Source organism: Pyxidicoccus sp. MSG2, assembly GCF_026626705.1.
GTDB lineage: Bacteria > Myxococcota > Myxococcia > Myxococcales > Myxococcaceae > Myxococcus.
Window position 1 is genome coordinate 7,715,151 of sequence record NZ_JAPNKC010000001.1, and the last position, 20,499, is coordinate 7,735,649.

Here is a 20,499-nt window from a genome sequence, read left to right on the forward strand (position 1 = left end):
GGCACCCCGCGCAGGTGCAGTGGCTCGCGCAGCTCGGACCGACCGCGCATGCCGGAGCGTCCAAAGGATAGGATGGCCGAGCTGCCTCCCCGCTTTCGCCCTGGAGCTCCCGATGCCTCCTCCCGTGAAGGATCGCTTCTGCTCGTTCTGCGGTACCGCCTACGCCGAGCCGCTTGCCTATCCGCGCACCTGTCCCAATGCCGCATGCAAGGTGACGGTATGGGCCAACCCCATTCCCGTCTCCGTGGTGCTCGTACCGGTGCGCTCGGAGCAGGGCACGGGGCTGCTGGTGGTGCGGCGGGGCATCGAGCCTCGCAAGGGCATGCTGGCCCTGGTGGGCGGCTTCCTGGAGGAGCACGAGACGTGGCAGGTGGGTGGCGCGCGCGAGGTGTCCGAGGAGGTCGGCGTGACGGTGGACGCGACGAAGCTCACGCCCCTGTGGTTCACCAGCACCGAGCCCCGGCCCAACAGGGTGCTGCTGTTCTCGGTGGCGCCCACCCTCGAGCGCGCCTCGCTCGCGGCCTTCACGCCGAGCACCGAGTCGCAGGAGCGTGGCGTCATCCATGGGCCACAGGGACTGGAGGACGTCTTCGCCTTTCCCCTGCACATCCAGGCGGCCCGGAAGTGGTTCGAGTCCCAGGGCCTCACCGGTCCCCACCGCTTCACTCCGGCCTAGTCACCCGACGAGAAGACGCTGGTCCCCGGCGTGCTGCGCGTGGAGCGGCTGTCGTATCGGGGCAAGCACTACCAGGTGCCGATCTTCGACCCATCGGAGCCAGTCGTGCTGCGCCCGGAGCCCTCTCGGTGTCTTGCATCGGAGCGCGTCCTCGCTGAGCATCGCCCCGTGTCTCCACGCCCCTCGAAGTCGTCCCGCTGCTCGCGCTCCTCCCGGGTGGGACGGCATTGAGCGCGGGCACCGGTTCTCCACCGCCTCGCGTCCTGGCAGACGTCGTCGCACGCACGCGCCTCCATGACGGGGCGCTCGTGCTCGGCGCCGCGTTGTTCACCGGGTTGCTCGCGCAGGTCGCCGTCGCGGTGCCGGGCTCGCCGGTGCCCATCACGGGCCAGACGCTCGCGGTCGTCCTCACGGCCGCCGCGCTCGGACCCGCGCGAGGCATGGCCGGGCAGCTCGCCTACGTCCTGCTCGGGGCCTTGGGACTGCCGTTCCACGCCAAGGGGGCCAGCGGCTGGGCGCAGGTGCTCGGGCCGACTGGCGGCTACCTGGTGGGCTTCATCCCCGCGGCCTTCCTCATCGGGCTCGCGGCGCGGCGGGGCTTCGACAGGCTGGCGTGGAAGGCGGTACCGCTCTTTTTCGTTGGCCAGCTCGTCATCCTGGCCATCGGCGTGTCCTGGCTCTGCGTGGCGGCCCCACTCGACCTCTCAACTGCCCTCCACAAGGGCTTCCTGCCCTTCCTCCCCGGTGGGTTGCTCAAGGCAGCCATCGCCGGCCTGGGGATGCCCCTCGCCTGGAGGCTCGTACGGCTTCGCGAGCCATGAAGGTGCGGGGCTTCAGTCCGCCCCGCCCTCGCTTTCAAACCGACGCTGTCAGCTACAGATGTCGTTCCAGAGCCCCCAGCAGTGGTTGAGCTGCTGCTGCCAGGTGCAGTTGGTCGCCGAGCAGTCTGGAATCCGGATCCCGCCGGAGCTGTAGACGGTGCACGTGCGCAGGGTGACCCAGCAACCCGCGGCGGCTTCCACCTGCGCTCCCTCCTCCTCTGGAGCGGCGGAGACCTGCGCTTCTTCGGTTTCAGGCAGTGGAAGCTCTTCTCCACCACAGGCCACGAGAGGTGCCGCGAACAGCAGGACGCATGCCAGTAGACGCTTCATGTGGGTTCCTCCACTTCGGATGCACTCCCTCCGAAGAGGCCGGTGCGCGCAAGGCGTCCCAGAATTCGTCGGGTCCCCTCACCCTGCCGCGCGTCCTCGGGTCCTCGCGCGGGCAGGGCCCTTCTTTTCCTCAACATCCGCGGCACCCGGTGACGCACCCCCCGCGGAGGAGGTCGAGAGCATCAGCTCGCGCAGTGCCGAGGGAGGAACGTCGTTGTACCTGCGAAACGTCCTGGAGAAGTGCGCCTGGTCAGAGAAGCCGGTACAGAACGCGACGTCCGTCAGCGTCAGGCCCGCATCGCCCAGCAGTGCATGCGCGGCGTCGACACGCGCCCGCTGCAGGGTCTCGGAAAACGTCGTTCCTTCCTGTTGCAGGGCGCGTTGAAGGCCGCGGCGGGACAGGGAAAGTCGCTGCGCGCTCTCCTCGAGCGTCCAGGAGTGCAGCAGGTCGCCACCCATGAGCTGCTGAAGCCGGCCACGAACCTCGTGGAGCGCACCCTCCCCAGGCGCATCGCACGCCGGAAGAGGCCCCTGCCTCGTGGGCTTCCAATGGAAGGTCGCCACGTCGGTCGCATCGGGCAGCCTCCTCGCCGCGGACTTCGAGGCCCCGCCGTGGATGACAACGGGTGCACCGGACGCACGCTCGAGTGTCACGGTCAACCCGGTGAAGCCCGCGGTCTCCAGGAGCGCGACGAGGACGCCCCAGATGAACAGGTCGTTGACGGTGAGAATCTCCCCTCCGTCGATGGCCACGTGCCGCACGGTCATCCGAGCACGTGCCAGGTCATGCTCGAGGAGCTGGGTGCGGTGGCGCGAGTGAAGGAAGCGCTCGAGGGTTCTCCACCGCTCCATCGCGTGCCGGGGCGTCGGCCCCGCGACGAGGGCCCTGAGCACGGGGTGCGACGACAGGGTCCGCAGCTCGCGCCCCAGCTCCAGCACCGCCCGCCAGCCATGTGCGTCCATGACGTCCTGGAGGACGGCGACCTTGTCGCGTCCCTCGGTGGAAATCCCCGGGTAGTCGCGAGCGACGGTGGTCTTCAGCACGGCATTCAGTGCCGGGCTTGTCATCACACCCTGGTCCACCATGGTCAGCAGGTCCTCTTCAGGGGGAAGCCTCCGCGAGCGTGTTGGATTCCGGCTCGCACCGTCCCCCGTTGCGCCAGTCGCTGAGCGCGGCGAGGAAGTGCACGTTGAAGTCCGCGCCGGAGAATGGATTCTGACTCGTCACCAGGTTGCAGTCGCGCACGGCGCGGGAGCGGCCCGGAAACGCCGTCTCGTGCCGGTAGCCGGCCTCGTCGAGCTGAGCTCCGATGCCTCGGACCTGTGCGCGTGCGTCCATCACGAAGGTCTCGATGTACCACTCCTCGAAGCCCGACACCGAGGTGACGTGCCGGCCCGCGAAGGGCCTCTGCTCCTTCGGCAACCGGGTGAGGAGCGCGGGCGCATGACAGACGAGTCCCACGGGGCGGGCCGAGGCGCCGAAGTCGAGGAGCAGTGCATGCAGGTCCGTGTCGTGGAGCAGGTCCACCATGACGCCCTGGCCGCCCGGCACGAGGAGGGCCTGAAACGCGTCCGAGCGTGTGCGGACCTCGGACAGGGGAAGCGGTGCACGCAGCTGGGGAAGCTGCGTGAGCAGCGCCTGCGCTTCGGCGAGCGCTTCGGGATGCTCCTTCCAGTAGGACGGCTTCACGCCCTCCGGGTCGAACGCGGGAGCCCGTCCCTCCGGCGTCGCGAGCACCACCTCGTAGCCCGCGTCGACGAGCGCCCGATAGGGCTCGTAGAACTCGTTCAAGAAGACGCCTGTCTGGCGGGTGCTGCCGTCCGCGAGCTTCTGCTCGGACGCGGCGGAGAGGACCATGAGGACCGCCCCGGGAGCGCGGACCTCCGCCGGGGCGGAAGGAAAGATGACCCGGTGGGTCGGCGTCGCTGCGCAGCCCCACGCGGCAGTGAGGCCCGCGAGCGCAAGCGGAGCGAGAAACCACGTCAAGGTCTTCCCTGCGTGAAACGTCTGGGTCTGAGTCGAACTGGGCGCACCCATGCGGGTCCTCCTGGTGACAGCGTCATCACCAGCGTAGGAATCCGAGGGTGGGCGGGCTTGAACAAACGCGCCAATCCGTGCGGGGTGCCGGTTGTCTACAGGCCTTGATTGAGCGTCGGCGCGAGCGGCAGATGCTGACTCCAGCCGCGCGCCATGCCCGCCGCCAGGGCCGAGAAGTCGCTGGCCTTGCTCGCTTCGTTCCGGCGCAGGCAGGCCTGCGTGTCGCGGCTGAACAGGCTCGCCGCGATGGCGCGTCCGGCCATGGTGACGGCACGGGTCTTTTCGAGGCGCAGCTCGGTGAAGGCTTCGAACGCGTGCCGCGGGTCTCCGGGATGGTCGGCCAGGCAGTTCGCCAGGTGCCAGCCATCTTCGAGTGCCTGGCAGGCACCCTGTCCCGAGGTCGGCAGCGACGCATGTGAGGCATCGCCGATGGCAATCACATTGTCCCGGTGCCAGCGCGGCATCGGGTCGTGATCGTGCACGTGAATCTTGTTGATGCGCCGCGCCGGCGTCGCGTCAATGACGCGCCGGACGGCTTCCGGCCAGGATGCAAACAGCGCCGCCAATTCCGCCTTGTATCGCTCCGGCGCGTTGGCCTGGATCGCTGTACTGGCCGCGCCACCCGCCCAATACCCCTTGTGCGCGCTGACCGGAACGATGCCGAAGCGTTCGCCCACGCCCCAGTAGTCGGTGACGGCGATGTCGTCGAACATCGGGTCGTCCGATTCAACCACGCCGATCCAGTTGACGAAGCCTTGATACACGGGCGCATTGTCGCCGTTGACGTAGAGGCGCGCACGCGAGGCCATGCGCCCGTCGGCGCCGATGATGATGTCGGCGTCAATCACATCCCCTTGCGCTAGCAGCACGCTCGCCATGCCTGCTTCCGAGGTGGCAAGGCGCTCGACCGCGGCGCCGTATTCCACCTCGACGCCAAGCGACGACAGGCGGCGCAGCAAGATGTCCTGGAAATCAGTGCGCAGCACCGACAGGCTCGGATAACCCATCCGGCTGTCAATCAGTGTGATGTCGAGCGAGCCCAGGTCCTCGCCGGTGTTCGAGCGTCGGCGCATGGCGACCGGGCGTCCGCTGACCGCCTCCATCTCCGCCAGGACGCCAAGCCGGTCGAGCACGAAGGCGGCATTCGGCCACACGACGATGCCGGCGCCGATGTGGGTCTTCTCGCGATGTCTCTCCAGCACCCGCACCGAAAACCCCTGCTGCCTGAGTGCGATGGCGCTGGCAACGCCGGCAACGCCTCCGCCGATGATGACGATATTCATGCATGCCTCCCATCCTGCTGATGCTCATGCTGCTACTCGGCGAGCTTCAACAGCGCATTGAACAGCGGATCCTCGATGCGGTGCGCCTGCTGCGAGTGTGCCACGGCCCGCATTCCCGACCACGCACCGAGCAACTGATACGGCACGACCCAGGTCGTGCCGCCCGCATGTTCGAGCGCTACCGCGCCGACCAGTCCCCGTCCATGCATCATGTTGGTGCGCACCACCCGGAGCGTGCCGGCGGACAGGTCGCCCAGGAGCTCGCCGCTCGCATCGCGCAGCGAGGCCCCGTGCTCGAAGCACTCGATGTGCTGCAACGGGAGCTTGAGGAAGGTGGACCCGGGCGCATCGACCTGGACGATCAACGACAACAGGGCAATGAGGCCGACGATGAAGCCTGAGACGACCATCGAAATCACGAAGGTCGTGACGCTGAAGGTCGGCCAGAACAGCCACGCTGCGAACACTCCCGAGATGACGATGGAGGTCGGAAGGGTGATGGCTACCAGCGCCAGCGAGAAGCGGGAGGTGTGGGTCTTCCACAGCGTGCCTCCAGCCACCACGCGAGCACCTCCACGGCCAGAAGATTTCGGGATGCGGGCATGCGTTGAATCCATGTCGCTACCATGGCCGACTCCTGAGTCGAGGCGAAGCCCCGGGTGCTCCGCGGGCCTTCCCGCCGGAAGGCGTTTGCAGGCAGGGGAGCAGCGGCACTACGGTCGCCGGTCGGTGGGAGGGCTACCGGCATGCGAATCGTGGTCATGGGTGCATCGCAGGGAACGGGCGCGCTGGCGGTGAAGACGGCGCTGGAGCGCGGGCATTCCGTCACGGCCTTCGCCCGGAGCCCGGAGAAGCTGGTGCTCGAACACCCGAAGCTCACCCGGCTGAAGGGTGACTTCCACCAGCGGTCCTCCGTGGACGAGGCGGTTCGTGGCCAGGACGCGGTCATCATCACCGTCTCGTCCACTTCGCTGAAGGGCTTCAAGGAGAACCCGAACTATTTCTCCCAGGGCACCGGCTACGCCATCGAGGCGATGAAGGCGCAGGGCGTCCGGAAGCTCTCGGTCCTGAGCGCGCTGGGCACGGGGGAGAGTCGGCGGCTCCTCAACGTCATCGCCGAAAAGCTGCTCGTCTCCTTCCTGCTGAAGCTGCCTTTCGAGGACCACGAGCGCCAGGAGAAGCTCGTGCGCGAAAGCGGGCTCGACTGGGTCATCGCGCGGCCGGGCCGGCTCACCGACGGGCCTGCCCGGAAGCGGTACGTGAAGAAGACAGCCCTCGAAAAGGTTCCGTTTGCCATCTCCCGGGCCGACGTTGCCGACTTCCTCGTCGAAGCGGTGGAGGTCGACACGTGGGTGCGGCAGGCGGTCCAGCTCGGCGGCTGAGGCAACCGGGCCCGGGCCGCTCCCACCAGTGGGGCGGAAGCGGTCCGAACTGAAGTCACGGCGCGCTGGGGGGCCTGACGTCCACCTCCATCCAACGCAGCCGCTACAACGCGGGCACCGTCCAGCCCCGTGGGTAGATGAGGTAGGCCGTGCCTCCAGAGCGCGACAGCCACAGCGGCTCCAATTCCGAGCGAAGGTAGGTGCGCCGCACGGCGGTGTCGCTGGCGCCCGCCGGGTCATTCACCACGGCGTTGCCGGCCGCGTCGAAGCCCGCGAGCACGATGAGGTGACCCGCGGTGGAGGGGATGGGCGCGCCCGTCAGCTCGCCCTTGCCCCACGCGACGCTGAGGATGGCCGGCACTCCGGCGGAGAGCCACGGCTCCAATTGGGCGAAGCTCGTGAAGCGCGCCACATGGGCCTGGAAGCCCTGGTGGGCCGCGTACGCCGTGTTGAAGGGCCAGTTGCCATGCCCGCCGTAGAACCAATCATGGACACCGCTGACGGCCGCCCGCACGGCCGGCTCGCAGCCGCTGGTGTCTCCCGTCCAGTACTTCAACACCATGGCCGTGGAGGTGGGGCTGCACCAGACCTCACCGCCGTCCGGGTAGACCATCTGCGAGCACTGCGGCACCGCGAGCACCTGGTTCCACCGGGCGGGGTTGCCGGGCGGGACGGTGGGCCGGGCCTCCGGTGAGGTGGAGGTGGTGAGCGCGCTGGCGTGCAGGGTGGGCGTGGCCAGGCCATCCACGCTGAACAGGCGCGTCTTCACCTGCCAGGCGCTCGCGGCCGACTTCTTGGCGGTGACGAGCAGCGTGTCGATGGAGACTCGCGCCACGCTGTCTGCCTGGGAGTCCACCGAGTGGCGCCGCACCGGGGCGGCGTCCGAGGCCCACACGCCCAGGCTGAACCACTTCGTCCAGGTGCCGCTCACCTGCACGCGGATGAAGGTCTCCACCCAGGTGCCCGTGGGAGTCGTGGCCTCCCACGAGGCGATGGCCTCGCGGAAGGCGAACGCGCTGCTGATGATGGGGCTGGTGGCCTCGCCCTGAACGAACGCGCCGCCGTTGTAATACGTGCCCCCGTAGTAGCCGCCCGGCCCGTAGGGGTCCGTGCCGGACCAGGCCTGGCCCGGGAACAACTGAAGGGTGCCATCCGCCGCCCGGCTCACTCCGCTGAGCTGCCAGGCGAGGAAGTCGCCCCGGCTCGCCGCCCAGCGGATGGAGGCGCTCTGGCCCGCCGTGGCCATCGTGGGGACGAGCGCGAGTGTCGTGACGAGCAGCGCGAGTACGGTGGACCTGGACTTCCTCAATGATGCCTCCGGGGTATTCAGGTCCAACAGTTATTGCGTGTATCTCTCCCGGAAACAGCTCCTGCTTCCCCGGGGCCGGCCGGAGGGCCAGGTTCGGCGACGCTTCGCATCCACCGCACTATTCCTCCCAATTCCTTCGCATATTTCCGTAACTCAGGAATTGTGCGCTGCATTGGGAAAAAGTGTCCCTGTCCCCTTTTGGCCTACATCCGAAGGGGCACTAGTGTCTCCAGTAGGTGACAGTTCGTCACTTGGGGGCGACGTTCGCGACCTGGCGTTCCGGCGATGGTGCTGGGGCACCTCCCAGGTCTCAAGGTGGCTCCCACCTCGACGTCGAACAGGGAGTTCCCCCACGTGAGAAGGTTGGTTGCCACGCTGTCTGGCCTGTCGCTGGTGTTGTCCGGTACCAGCGCTGTTGCCCGGACGCTGCCGAACTACGATGCATTGCAGGACGTGAAGCCCGCGGCTGGAGTTGCTGGCTTCAAGTCCGTGAACCCCATCAAGGGTGCGCGCGTCGCGCATCGTGATGAGCGCATGGGCACGCCCACGTTCATCTGGGCGAACAAGGGCGCGGAGCAGGCGAAGCTGAGCGCCTCGTTCGCGAACATGGCTCCTGAGCAGGCCGCCCTGGCGCAAATCGCGAACCACGCGCCCCTCTATGGATTGAGCTCCTTCGAGTCCGCGGGTGCCAGGGTCGTCTCCGTCAGCCAGAACCGCCAGGGCGTCAAGGTCGTGACGCTGGCGCAGGAGACGGGCGGCATCGAGGTCTTCCGCCAGGGACTCAACCTCCTTCTCAATCGCGACAACGAGCTGGTGGCCATCTCCGGCTCGCTGTCGAAGCACGTGTCCAAGGACATCCCGGAGGCGCGCATGCGCTTCCAGCTGCCGGCCACCCAGGCCATCGCGGTGGCGTACCAGGACCTGACCGGCAACGCGCTGGACTCGAGCCTGCTGGCGAAGACGAGCGGCAAGCAGGAGACGGGCAGGTACTCGCACTACACGCTGGCCACCTACGCCCGCCCGCTGGAGCAGGGCCTGGTCATCCCGGCTCGCGTCAAGCAGGTGCTGTTCCCGCTGCCCACCGCGCTGGTGCCGGCGTACTACGTGGAAATCAACGCCGGGTCCGCGGACAGCCAGGACTCGGACTACTACGCCTACGTCGTGTCCGCGGCTGATGGCAGCCTGCTGATGCGCAACAACCTGACGGCGCACGCGGAGTTCAGCTACCGCGTCTTCGCGGACAGCACCCCGCCGTACATCCCGCATGACGGCCCCGCGGGCACCAACGCCACCCCGCACCCCACGGGCAACCCGGATGGCTTCCGCGCGGCGTACGTTCCTCCCGCGCTGGTCACCCTCGAGAGCGCCCCCTTCAGCCAGAACGACCCCTGGCTCCCGGATGGCGCCACGGTGACCACCGGTAACAACGTGGACGCGTACGCGGACCTCACTGCCCCGGACTTCTACAACTCGGGCGACCTGCGTCCCACCGTCACCGCGCCGGGCGTGTTCGACCGGACCCTGCTGTTCGACATCCAGCCGAACGCCAACGCGGAGCAGATTGCCGCGGCCACCACGAGCCTGTTCTTCATGAACAACTGGCTCCACGACTGGTTCTACGACTCGGGCTTCGACGAGGCCTCGGGCAACGCGCAGAACAACAACTTCGGACGCGGCGGCCTGGGCAACGACGCCATCCAGGCGCAGGCGCAGGACTACAGCGGCACCAACAACGCCAACATGTCCACGCCGGCGGACGGTGCGTCGCCGCGCATGCAGATGTACCTCTTCACCGGCGCGCGCAACGCACGCGTGACGGCGAACGCGCCCGCCTCGGTGGCGGGGAACTACCTGGCCGGCGTCGCCGCGAGCTTCGGTCCGCAGACGTTCGACGTCACCGGTGACGTGATTGTCGCCCTGGACGACTCCAATGCCTCCGGCGCCCTGACCACGGACGGCTGCACCGCGCTGACCAATGCGGCGGCCGTGGCCGGGAAGATTGCCCTCATCGACCGCGGCACCTGCACGTTCAACATCAAGATTGAGAACGCGCAGACGGCGGGCGCCATCGGCGTCATCATCGCCGACAACGCGGCGGGCTACGTCACCGACATCGGTGGCACGTCCGTCACCCCCATCACCATCCCCTCGCTGCGCCTCACCCTGGCGGACGCCAACAAGCTGCGCGCCACCATCCCGGGGCTCAACACGCGGCTGTTCCGCGGGCCGACCGTCGGCCTCGACGGCACGGTGGACAACGCCATCGTGGCGCACGAGTGGGGCCACTACATCAGCAACCGCCTCATCGCGAACGCGGCCGGTCTGGTCAACAACCAGGGCCGCGCGATGGGCGAGGGCTGGGGTGACTTCACCGCCCTGATGATGATGGTGCGCGCCGAGGACATCAACGTCCCGGCCAACGCGAACTGGAGTGGCGTCTACGCCATGGCCGAGTACGCGACGCGCGGCACCTCCCCCGACGCCGCCTTCTTCGGCATCCGCCGTGGCGCCTACTCGGTGGACCCGACGAAGAACGCGCTGCGCTTCCGCCACATCATGGACGGCGTGGCCCTGCCGACCACCACCCCGTTCGCTCCGGGTGGCCTCAACTCGCAGGTGCACAACTCCGGCGAGATCTGGGCCTCCACGCTGTGGGAGTGCTACGTGGCGCTCCTCCGGGCGCATCCGTTCCAGGAAGCGCAGGACCGGATGAAGAGCTACGTCGTCAACGGGTACAAGCTGACGCCTCCGTCGCCGACCTACCTGGAGGCGCGTGACGCCGTCCTCGCGGCGGCCCGGGCCAACGACCCCGCCGACTTCCAGCGCCTCTGGGCGGCCTTCGCCCGGCGCGGCATGGGCGTGGGCGCGGTGGCCCCGGACCGCAACTCCACCAACCACGCGGGTGTGGTGGAGAGCTACCAGACCGGCGTGGACGTGGAGCTCGTCGATGCCTACTTCGCGGACTCCGCCACCCCGGGTGACGCGGACGGCATCCTGGACAACGGTGAGACTGGCTCCATCGTCATCTCCGTCCAGAACAAGGGCTCCACCGATGCGGTGGCGACCAGCGCCACCGTCGTCTCCACCACCCCGGGAGTGACGGTGGGCGGCCGTGGCTCCGTCAGCTTCCCGGCCATCCCGGCGGGCGGTGTGGCGTCGGTCTCCGTGCCGGTGACGCTCAGCGGCGCGAGCTTCGCGCAGCGGGTCGACTTCGCCATTGCCATCCGTGATGACAGCCAGCTGAATCCGGGCGACGAGTCGACGGCGCTGGCCTTCAAGGTCAACTACGACGAGGTGCCACAGGTCACCGCCACGGAGACCGTCGAGGCGTCGGGCAACAACCTGCCCTGGACGACCGAGTACGACCCGTCCCTGGCGGGTGACTTCTTCACCCTCGTGGAGTTCACCGACCTCAACCGGGCCTTCTTCGGCCCGAACGTGGGCGCGGGCAGCGACATCCGCCTCATCAGCCCTCCGCTCCAGGTGAGCAGCACCCAGCCGTTCTCGCTGACCTTCCGTCACGCCTACGCCTTCGAGGCCGACACCGGCGGCAACTACGACGGCGCCGTCATCGAACTCACCGAGGACGGGGGCCAGACGTGGGTCGACATCGGCGACTCGCTCTACAACGGCGCGCTCATCCAGTACACCGGCAACCTGAATCCGCTGGCCGGTCGCCGCGCCTTCGTGGGCACCACCGCGGGCTTCCCCACGCTCAACACCACCACGCTGAACCTGGGGAGCACCTACGCGGGGAAGACCGTGCAGATCCGCTTCCGCATCGGCAACGACAACTCCGCCGTCGTCTCTGGCTGGGTGTTGGACGACATGGCCTTCAGCGGAATCACCAACACCCCGTTCACGAAGATTTGCGACGACAGCGGCATCTGCGGCAACACCGCTCCGGTGGCCAACGCCGGCCCGGACGTGACTGTCGATGAGCGTGCGTCGGTGACGCTGACCGGTAGCGCCTACGACCTGGACGGCAACGCGCTCACGTACTCGTGGACGCGCGTGTCTGGCCCGGTGGTGACCCTCACCAACGCCAACACCCTCACGCCGTCCTTCACGGCGCCCGAGGTGACGGCCAATACCAGCCTGGTGCTCCGCTTGACGGTCAGCGACGGGACGACCACCGCCACCGACACGGTCACCGTGACCATCCGGCAGGTCAACCGTGCCCCTACCGTGAACGCGGGCCTCGACGCCTTCGCGGACGAGCGCGGCACCGCCACGCTGACCGGCTCCGCGAGCGACCCGGACGGCAACACGCTCACCTACCTCTGGACGCAGGTGTCCGGTACGTCGGTAGCGCTGCGCAACTACGACCAGGCCACCGCCACCTTCACCGCTCCGGAGGTCGCGTTCGATGAGACGCTGACCTTCCGGCTGACGGTGAGCGACGGCCAGGCCAGCGCCAGCGACTCGGTGGACGTGGTGGTTCGTCAGGTGAACCGCGCGCCGGTCGTGACGGCCTCGTCCGTGACGGTGAACGAGCGCAGCACCGCGACGCTCGATGCCACTGGCTCGGATGTGGACGGTGACGCGCTGACGTACGCCTGGACGCAGCTGACCGGCACGCCGGTGGTGCTCTCGGGTGCCAACACCTCGCGCGCCACCTTCTCCACCGGCGAGGTTACCGCTGACTCGGTGCTCACCTTCCGCGTGACGGTGAGCGACGGGACGGCCACGGCCACCCAGAACGTGACGGTGACGGTGCTTCAGGTCAACCGCGCGCCCACGGCGAACGCGGGTCTGGACGCTTCGGTGAACGAGCGTGCAACCGCGACGCTGAGCGGCTCCGCGAACGACGCGGATGGCGACAGCCTCACCTACCAGTGGGTGCAGGTGTCGGGTACGCCGGTGGCGCTGTCCGGGGCCACCACGGCCACGGCCACCTTCACCGCGCCGGAGACGGTCTCCGGCGCGACGCTCACCTTCCGCCTGACGGTGAGCGACGGCCAGGCCAGCGCCAGCGACACGGTGAACGTGGCGGTGAACTCGGTCAACCGCGCTCCTGCCGTGACGGCCTCGTCCGTGACGGTGAACGAGCGCAGCACCGCGACGCTCGATGCCACTGGCTCCGATGCGGACGGTGACGCGCTGACGTATGCCTGGACGCAGCTGACCGGCACGCCGGTGGTGCTCTCGGGTGCCAACACCTCGCGCGCCACCTTCTCCACCGGCGAGGTTACCGCTGACTCGGTGCTCACCTTCCGCGTGACGGTGAGCGACGGGACGGCGACGGCCACCCAGAACGTGACGGTGACGGTGCTTCAGGTCAACCGCGCGCCCACGGCGAACGCGGGTCTGGACGCTTCGGTGAACGAGCGTGCAACCGCGACGCTGAGCGGCTCCGCGAACGACGCGGACGGCGACAGCCTCACCTACCAGTGGGTGCAGGTGTCGGGTACGCCGGTGGCGCTGTCGGGCGCCACCACGGCCACGGCCACCTTCACCGCGCCGGAGACGGTCTCCGGCGCGACGCTCACCTTCCGGCTGACGGTGAGCGACGGCCAGGCCAGCGCCAGCGACTCGGTGAACGTGGCGGTGAACTCGGTCAACCGCGCTCCGGCAGTCACGGCCTCGTCCGTGACGGTGGACGGGGGCAGTACCGCGACGCTCGATGCCACTGGCTCGGATCCGGACGGTGATGCACTGACCTACGCCTGGACGCAGCTGACCGGCACGCCGGTGGTGCTCTCGGGTGCCAACACCTCGCGCGTCACCTTCTCCACCAGTGCGGTGGCCGCTGGCTCCGTGCTCACCTTCCGCGTGACGGTGAGCGACGGGACGGCCACGGCCTCCCAGGACGTGACGGTGAACGTGCGCCAGGCCTCCAACCGCGCGCCCACGGCGAATGCGGGTCTGGACCTCTCGGTGAACGAGCGCAGCACCGCGACGCTGAGCGGCTCCGCGAACGACGCGGATGGCGACAGCCTCACCTACCAGTGGGTGCAGGTGTCGGGTACGCCGGTGGCGCTGTCCGGGGCCACCACGGCCACGGCCACCTTCACCGCGCCGGAGACGGTCTCTGGCTCGACGCTCACCTTCCGCCTGACGGTGAGCGATGGCCAGTCCAGCGCCAGCGACACCGTGAACGTGGTGGTGAACGCGGTCAACCGCGGGCCCTCCGTGACGGCCTCCTCCGTGACGGTGGACGAGCGCAGCACCGCGACGCTCGATGCCACTGGCTCGGATGCGGACGGTGACACGCTGACGTATGCCTGGACGCAGCTGACCGGCACGCCGGTGGTGCTCTCGGGGGCCAACACCTCGCGCGCCACCTTCTCCACCGGCGAGGTTGCCGCTGACTCCGTACTCACCTTCCGCGTGACGGTGAGCGACGGGACGGCGACGGCCACCCAGGACGTGACGGTGAACGTGCGCAACGTCAACCGCGCGCCCACGGCGAACGCGGGTCTGGACGCTTCGGTGAACGAGCGTGCAACCGCGACGCTGAGCGGCTCCGCGAACGACGCGGACGGCGATGACGTTACCTATAGCTGGGTGCAGGTGTCTGGCACCTCGGTGGCGCTGTCTGGCGCCACCTCGGCCACGGCCACCTTCACCGCGCCGGAGACGGTCTCCGGTGAGACGCTCACCTTCCGCCTGACGGTGAGCGACGGCAAGGTCAGCGCCAGCGACACGGTGAATGTGGCGGTGAACGCGGTCAACCGCGCTCCGGCCGTGGCGGCCTCGTCCGTGACGGTGAACGAGCGCAGCACCGCGACGCTCGAGGCCTCTGCCTCGGATGCGGACGGTGACACGCTGACGTACGCCTGGACGCAGTTGACCGGCGATACGGTGGTGCTCGCGGGTGCCAACACCTCGCGCGCCACCTTCTCCACCGGCGAGGTTGCCGCTGACTCGGTGCTCACCTTCCGCGTGACGGTGAGCGACGGGACGGCGACGGCCACCCAGGACGTGGCGGTGACGGTGCTTCAGGTCAACCGCGCGCCCACGGCGAACGCGGGTCTGGACGCCTCCGTGAATGAGCGTGCAACCGCGACGCTGAGCGGCTCCGCGAACGACACGGATGGCGACAGCCTCACCTACCAGTGGGTGCAGGTGTCGGGTACGCCGGTGGCGCTGTCCGGGGCCACCACGGCCACGGCCACCTTCACCGCGCCGGAGACGGTCTCCGGTGAGACGCTCTCCTTCATGCTGACGGTGAGCGACGGCAAGGTGACCGCCCGTGACACGGTGGACGTGTCGGTCAGCGCGCAGAACCGCGCGCCGGTCGTTGCGACCCTCCCGGTGACGGTGGACGAGCGGAGCACCGCCTCCCTCGTGGCCACCGGCTCCGACCCGGACGGTGACAGCCTGACCTACGCCTGGACGCAGCTGACCGGCGATACGGTGGTGCTCTCGGGCGCCAACACCTCGACGGCCACCTTCGCCACGGGCGAGGTGACCGCCGACACCGAGCTCACCTTCAGCGTGACGGTGAGCGACGGGACGGCCACGGCCACGAAGAACGTGGCCGTGACGGTGCGTCAGGTCAACCGGGCGCCCGTGGCCGACGCGGGTGCGGACCTCTCCGCCAAGGCGAAGTCCGTCGTCTCGCTCAGCGGCAGCGCGAGCGCCGACGCGGACGGCGGCACCCTGACGTACCAGTGGACGCAGGTGGGTGGTCCGCAGGTGACGCTGACGGGGGCCGACACGGCCGCGCCGTCCTTCACCGCTCCGAACGTGAAGGAGAACACGGAGCTGACCTTCCACCTGGTGGTGAGCGATGGCTCGCTCACCAGTGCTCCGTCCGCCGTGACGGTCACCCTCACGCGGTCCGACAACACCGTTCCGGTGGCGAAGGCCCGCATCATCCTCAGCGGCGACCAGACGTCGATCACCCTCGACGCCTCGGCCTCCAGCGACCCGGATGAAGAGGCGCTCACCTACAAGTGGGAGCAGACCGGGGGGCCGTCCGTCACCATGGGCGACGCCAACCAGGCCGTCGTCAGCGTGGACGTGCCGGAACTCGATGACGACAGCGCCACGTTCAGCTTCCGGCTGACCGTGACGGATGCTCGCGGTGGCACGCACACCGCCACCGTGGAGACCACGGCCACGCCGGACCGCGGTGGTGGCTGCTCCTCGACGGGCGCGGGTGCCCCGGCCGGCATGCTCGGCCTGGCACTCCTCAGCCTGCTGCGCCGTCGTCGCAAGCTGGTTTGAGCCGTGACGGGCCTCCTCCCACGCGGGAGGAGGCAGGCGCCGCCCGCCCCGGACGGCTGAACGGTCCGGGGCAGGCGGTTCGAACCTGAGTGGTGGATTCTCCGGCGGCCGGCTCCCTGATTCGAGGGGGCCGGCCGCTTGTCTTTACAGGCTGAAAGCCCGCTCGTGCCCCCCTCCTCTGGACCCACTTCCGGAACGAGCCGAGCCTCCGGCCGTCACTGGTGCCTCGGCTCTCTCGCCGGCCCCAGCGCCGGGCACGGGATGAGTTCCCGCAGTGAGCGCGGACACGGTGAGGCGGAGTTCCGAGTCCGAGATGACCTGGCAGGTGCTCGTCGTCGTGGTGTCAAAGACCCGTGGGCAGGGCGATAGCAGGGTCAACCCGCTCACGGACGCGAGCGGCCCGAGTTCCCCAGTCTCGCGGGGCTCACGAGAAGCCCGTGGGAGGCTGACGGTAGCGTGTACCCTCAGGTGGGAGCCTCTCCGCCACGCACGTCACCTGTCGGCGGGCAGGGTGATTCCGAAGTGCGTCGCGAGCGCCTTGTTCCAGGCGGCCGCGTCCGCGAGCGGCTCCTCGTGGCGCACGCCGTTGCGGGTGGTGAGGAGCCCGTCATCCTTGAGGGTGATGCGCCCGTCCGGAGTGACGCGAGTGCACACGCGGCGCTGCGTGAAGTGCGACTGGGGCGACGTCTGGGTGTAGTGGCTCATCTCCGCGAAGTCCCCGAGCTTGCGCGGCGTGAGGGAGACGGCGTACTCCGCCTCCCAGCCGCCCGTGGGAGACTCGCTCCAGACGACGAGCTCCCCTCCGGCCTCCGTGAGCCGGAAGCCGCGCCCGGCCTGCACCTGGACGCCCCGCTCGTCGAGGCGCAGCGGCTCCAGGAAGCAGTCCCCGAAGCCGACGTCGGCCAGCCAGCGGCCCGAGGCGTCCTCCACCAGGATGGCCACATGGGCGAAGTCGGGCCCGTAGGTGCTCGCGTCCGGCTGTGTGGCCACGCGCGCGGACAGCAGCGTCACGCCGTAGCCGAGCGTCCGCAGCAGGCGCGCGAAGAGGCCGTTGAGCTCGTAGCAGATGCCGCCCCGCCGCTGGACGACGACCTTGTCGAAGAAGGCCTCCTCGTCCAACTGAAAGAGCCGCTTCAGGTGGATGTCCAGGTTCTCGAAGGGGACGGTCTGGAGGTGGGCGTGGTGGAGCGCCGCGAGCGGCATGCCCGCGGTCGCCCCGAAGCGCTCCAGGTAACTCTTGGCGTCGAACATGGCGCCTGTTCTATCGCGGTCGGGCCGGCGGAGCGATACGCCCTCCAACGGGAGCGCACCGCTCCACTCCATGAAACGGGGCCACACTGGCAGGTGGCCGCGCTCGGAGACGGGGACCGGGGCCTGGCCGAGAGCTGGCTCAGGGACCCGTGACGGAGACGCTGTCGAGCTGTGGCCCGCACGACACGCCCGTCGACAGGCTCTCGAACTTCACCTCGGTGCTGGCGCTGGTGGCGTTGAACACGAAGTTGTTGGACACCCACCCCGCGGTGTTTATCCGGAAGTTGTACGAGATGCTGCCCGCGGAGACCTTGATGTACGTGCCCACGCAACCGGCCTGCGCCCAGCGCACCGTGTACCCGGTTCCCGGCACCGTGGTGAGCGTCTGGGAGACGCCGCCCGCGTCATACGCATTGAGGTCGATGGACGCCAGGCCGCTGTTGGAGGACCTGTAGCTCTTGGCCATCACGTCGATGCCCGAGCCCAGGACGGTCCACCCGGTGAGCTGGGTGCTGCCCGCGAAGACCGACACCCAGTTGCTGAAGCCGAGCGGCGAGGACTCGAAGCTGCCATTGGTGACGAGCTCGGTGAGTGGCTGCGTCGCCGTGCCGGTCGCCGGCTCCCGCGCGGTGTCCGCGTCCAGCTCCGGGCCGCACCCCGCCAGCGCGAGGCCCAGGCCCAGTCCCACGAGCGACTTCCCACAAGAAATGCCTTTCATGTTCTCTCCCTTTGGATTGTTGCTGCGTTTCACTTCAAAGACTTCACATGTCTTGCAAATACATCCACCTGCCGGCGTCGCGGCCGTCGCGGACTACGGACCCACGGGCGGCCCGAGCACCTGGATGTCACCCGCGGCGGAGGGCAGTTCGTCATCGCCCTGGTTGAGGGTGTTGGAGTAACCGAGCTGGCCGTGGTCGTTGCGGCCCCAGCACCGCGCCTTGCCGGTGCTCAGCAGCGCGCAGGTATGCGAGCCACCCGCCGTCACGTAGTACGCCGAGGCCCCACCCAGGTTCACGAGCTCGAAGTTCGGCGTGGGGAGCGTGCTGGGCTTGCCGTAGCCGAGCTGGCCATACCCGCCATACCCCCAGCACTTCACGGCGCCGAAGCTCATCAGCGCGCAGGTGTGGTCCGCGCCGGCGGCGACCTGGAGTGCCGTGCCATACAGCTCCACGGTGCCGACCGACGCGGGCGTCTCGGTGTCGCCCACGTTGGTGAAGTAGGGGTAGTAGGGCAGCGAGTAGTAGCCCGGATAGCCAAGCTGACCGTTCTGGTTGTAGCCCCAGCAGACCACCCGGCCGGTGCTCAGCAGGGCACAGGTGTGGGCCTTGCCCGCGCTGAGCTGGAGGACCGGCCCGCCCACGTCCACGTCTCCCGCGGTGGCGGGCGTCTCGTTGTCGCCAATCGCCGCGAAGTTCCCGTAGCCGAGCTGGCCGAGCTCGGCCTGGCCCCAGCAGCGCACCTTGCCCGTGGTGAGCAGCGCGCAGGTGTGGGACGCCCCCGCGGTGATGTCCTGCACGAGGCCCCCCACGTCCACGTCCCCCGCGCTCCAGACCCACTCGTTGTTACCCACGTCCTGGGTGTGGCCTTGGCCGAGCTGTCCGTACGTGTTGGCGCCCCAGCAGCGCACCTTGCCCGTGTTGAGGACCGCGCAGGTGTGCTCCGCGCCAGCGGCGAGCTTCACCGCGCGGCCACCCAGGCCCACGTAGCCCTCGCTTGCAACGGGCTCGCCGTCGCCGATGTTGGCGGTGTGGCCGTAGCCGAGCTGGCCGTGGGTGTTGCCGCCCCAGCAGCGCACGAAGCCGCCCTCGAGCAGGGCACAGGTGTGGTTGCTGCCCGTCACCACCTGGAGCGCGTTGCCGACGACGGCGACGTTGCCGGCGGTGTAGGGGTGCTCGTTGTCACCGATGTCCAGCGTGTGCTCGTAACCGAGCTGGCCCGAGGAGTTGAGGCCCCAGCACCGGACGTTGGCGTTGTCGAAGAGCACGCACGTGTGGCTCTCTCCGGCGCGAATGGAGATGAGGCCGTTGAGGTTGCCCACGTCATAGGGGTTGTCCGGGAACTGGCCGGGCGTCAGCACGTACTTCAGCGTCGTCTGCCCGCCGTCCGCGTCCGTCACCTGGAGCACCAGCTCGCCCTGCAGCGCCGGCGAGTAGCCGGTCATCGTGGTGGGGTTGGTCTGGCCGGTGAAGGCGGGCGCGGGGTCGAACGTGCCGTTGGGGTTGAAGCTCCACGCATAGGCCAGCGTGGAGGCCGCGCCGTCATCCGCGACGGTCGCCTCCCAGAGGACGTCCCCGGTACCCACCCGCCGCGTGGCCTTGAGGGACTGGATGACCGGGTTGAAGAGCACGTGCACGTGCGTGTCGATGGCGTCGGCCGAGGGGTCCACCGGCAGCACCTTCGTCTTGAAGGTCGTCTTGATGGAGTGGCCGGCCGGGTTGGTGACGAGCACCTCATGGGTGAACTCGGTCTCCGTCGTCACCGGGGGCGGCACGTACTGGCTGACGAAGGTGCCAGTGGTGCCCAGCAGCTGGAGGGTGCCCTGCACCGGGTAGAAGGAGCCGCCGCCGGCCTCGGCGGTGATGACGTAGCGGAGCTGTTCCCCCGTGCTGGCCTCCACCAGGAAGTCGATGTTGCCGCGCTTGCCCGGGGGGAACTCGGTGGGGATGGTGATTTTCTTGATGCGCGGCAGGGAGATGGTCTCCCCGTTGCTCACCGGCGCCAGCACGATGACCACGTCCTCGTTGTCGCCCGCGAGCGTCTTGTCCGTGCTGCCGGTGAAGAACAGCTCCTCCTTGCCGCCCGTGGCGCGCGCCTGGAAGGTGAGGCCCTTGTTCCGAGGCAGGAAGGGCACGGTGCCCGACCACGTTCCTCCCGCCAGCGTGAGGTCCACCCCCTTGAAGAGCGGGGCGCTCGTCGCCGTCTCCAGCACGTCGATGCGGATGCGCGTCACGCTCGTGAAGGAGAAGTTGGCGAACGACGACACGAGGCCGGCCCCGCCGGTGTCACCCCCCGACGCCGACTCGTCGACGGCGATGGAGAACACCGCGGTGCTCGTCTCTTCGGCTGGGGCGGACTCGGAAGGCTTGCAGCCCTCGAGGCCCGCCAGCGCGCTCATCAGGAGGAGGGTCAGCAGTGCCCCGAGGCGGCTCCCTCGGAATGGAAGGCTCTTTCGATGCATACACGTCTCCTGTCGCGGCGCATCACGGGAGCGATGCGCCGGTCGGCGGCTGC

At 68.9% G+C, this 20,499-nt stretch carries 13 protein-coding genes; 4 read left to right on the plus strand and 9 right to left on the minus strand.

Going from position 1 to position 20,499, the window contains the following annotated elements; translation table 11 throughout:
* Positions 1 to 112 precede the first annotated feature (112 nt).
* Both OV427_RS30375 and OV427_RS30380 read left to right on the plus strand, forming a co-directional pair.
* Positions 113 to 676: an NUDIX domain-containing protein gene (locus tag OV427_RS30375; RefSeq protein WP_267859690.1), complete on the plus strand. Its 564-nt coding sequence runs from the start codon at positions 113 to 115 to the stop codon at positions 674 to 676.
* Positions 677 to 903: 227 nt separating this feature from the next.
* Positions 904 to 1,497, plus strand: coding sequence for a biotin transporter BioY (locus OV427_RS30380; RefSeq protein ID WP_267859691.1), 594 nt, complete (start codon positions 904 to 906; stop codon positions 1,495 to 1,497).
* A gap of 48 nt (positions 1,498 to 1,545) precedes the next feature.
* Here the strand turns inward: OV427_RS30380 and OV427_RS30385 are convergent, their stop codons facing one another.
* The 5 genes from OV427_RS30385 to OV427_RS30405 all read right to left on the minus strand — a co-directional run bounded on the left by OV427_RS30385 (position 1,546) and on the right by OV427_RS30405 (position 5,711).
* The gene (locus OV427_RS30385) at positions 1,546 to 1,827 is read right to left on the minus strand and encodes a hypothetical protein (RefSeq protein WP_267859692.1); all 282 of its coding nucleotides are present in this window, start codon (positions 1,825 to 1,827) and stop codon (positions 1,546 to 1,548) included.
* Positions 1,828 to 1,905: 78 nt separating this feature from the next.
* Positions 1,906 to 2,913, minus strand: coding sequence for a helix-turn-helix transcriptional regulator (locus OV427_RS30390; RefSeq protein ID WP_267859693.1), 1,008 nt, complete (start codon positions 2,911 to 2,913; stop codon positions 1,906 to 1,908).
* Positions 2,914 to 2,929: 16 nt separating this feature from the next.
* A complete protein-coding gene (locus tag OV427_RS30395; RefSeq protein ID WP_267859694.1) occupies positions 2,930 to 3,685 on the minus strand; it encodes a type 1 glutamine amidotransferase domain-containing protein in 756 nt (251 codons plus the stop codon).
* 275 nt (positions 3,686 to 3,960) lie between these two features.
* Positions 3,961 to 5,148 carry an FAD-dependent oxidoreductase gene (locus tag OV427_RS30400; RefSeq protein ID WP_267859695.1) on the minus strand — a complete coding sequence of 396 codons (1,188 nt, stop codon included), beginning with the start codon at positions 5,146 to 5,148 and terminating at the stop codon, positions 3,961 to 3,963.
* Between the two features lie 32 nt (positions 5,149 to 5,180).
* Positions 5,181 to 5,711, minus strand: coding sequence for a hypothetical protein (locus OV427_RS30405; RefSeq protein WP_267859696.1), 531 nt, complete (start codon positions 5,709 to 5,711; stop codon positions 5,181 to 5,183).
* A gap of 183 nt (positions 5,712 to 5,894) precedes the next feature.
* Between OV427_RS30405 and OV427_RS30410 the strand changes: the two genes are divergently transcribed.
* Complete coding sequence (locus OV427_RS30410; protein WP_267859697.1) at positions 5,895 to 6,530, plus strand: NAD(P)-dependent oxidoreductase; 636 nt, start codon at positions 5,895 to 5,897, stop codon at positions 6,528 to 6,530.
* Between the two features lie 103 nt (positions 6,531 to 6,633).
* Here the strand turns inward: OV427_RS30410 and OV427_RS30415 are convergent, their stop codons facing one another.
* Positions 6,634 to 7,839, minus strand: a complete 1,206-nt coding sequence (locus tag OV427_RS30415) for a C39 family peptidase (RefSeq protein ID WP_267859698.1) — start codon at positions 7,837 to 7,839, stop codon at positions 6,634 to 6,636.
* A 354-nt stretch (positions 7,840 to 8,193) separates the two neighbouring features.
* Between OV427_RS30415 and OV427_RS30420 the strand changes: the two genes are divergently transcribed.
* Complete coding sequence (locus OV427_RS30420; RefSeq protein ID WP_324290007.1) at positions 8,194 to 16,017, plus strand: myxosortase-dependent M36 family metallopeptidase; 7,824 nt, start codon at positions 8,194 to 8,196, stop codon at positions 16,015 to 16,017.
* 492 nt (positions 16,018 to 16,509) lie between these two features.
* On the opposite strand, the gene OV427_RS30430 is transcribed toward OV427_RS30420, so the two are convergent.
* From OV427_RS30430 to OV427_RS30440, 3 genes are all read right to left on the minus strand, one after another.
* Positions 16,510 to 17,268: an arylamine N-acetyltransferase family protein gene (locus OV427_RS30430; RefSeq protein WP_267859699.1), complete on the minus strand. Its 759-nt coding sequence runs from the start codon at positions 17,266 to 17,268 to the stop codon at positions 16,510 to 16,512.
* A 139-nt stretch (positions 17,269 to 17,407) separates the two neighbouring features.
* Complete coding sequence (locus tag OV427_RS30435) at positions 17,408 to 17,986, minus strand: DUF642 domain-containing protein (RefSeq protein WP_267859700.1); 579 nt, start codon at positions 17,984 to 17,986, stop codon at positions 17,408 to 17,410.
* A gap of 93 nt (positions 17,987 to 18,079) precedes the next feature.
* On the minus strand, positions 18,080 to 20,446 hold the full coding sequence (locus OV427_RS30440; RefSeq protein WP_267859701.1) for an RCC1 domain-containing protein: 2,367 nt from the start codon (positions 20,444 to 20,446) through the stop codon (positions 18,080 to 18,082).
* Positions 20,447 to 20,499: the final 53 nt, after the last annotated feature.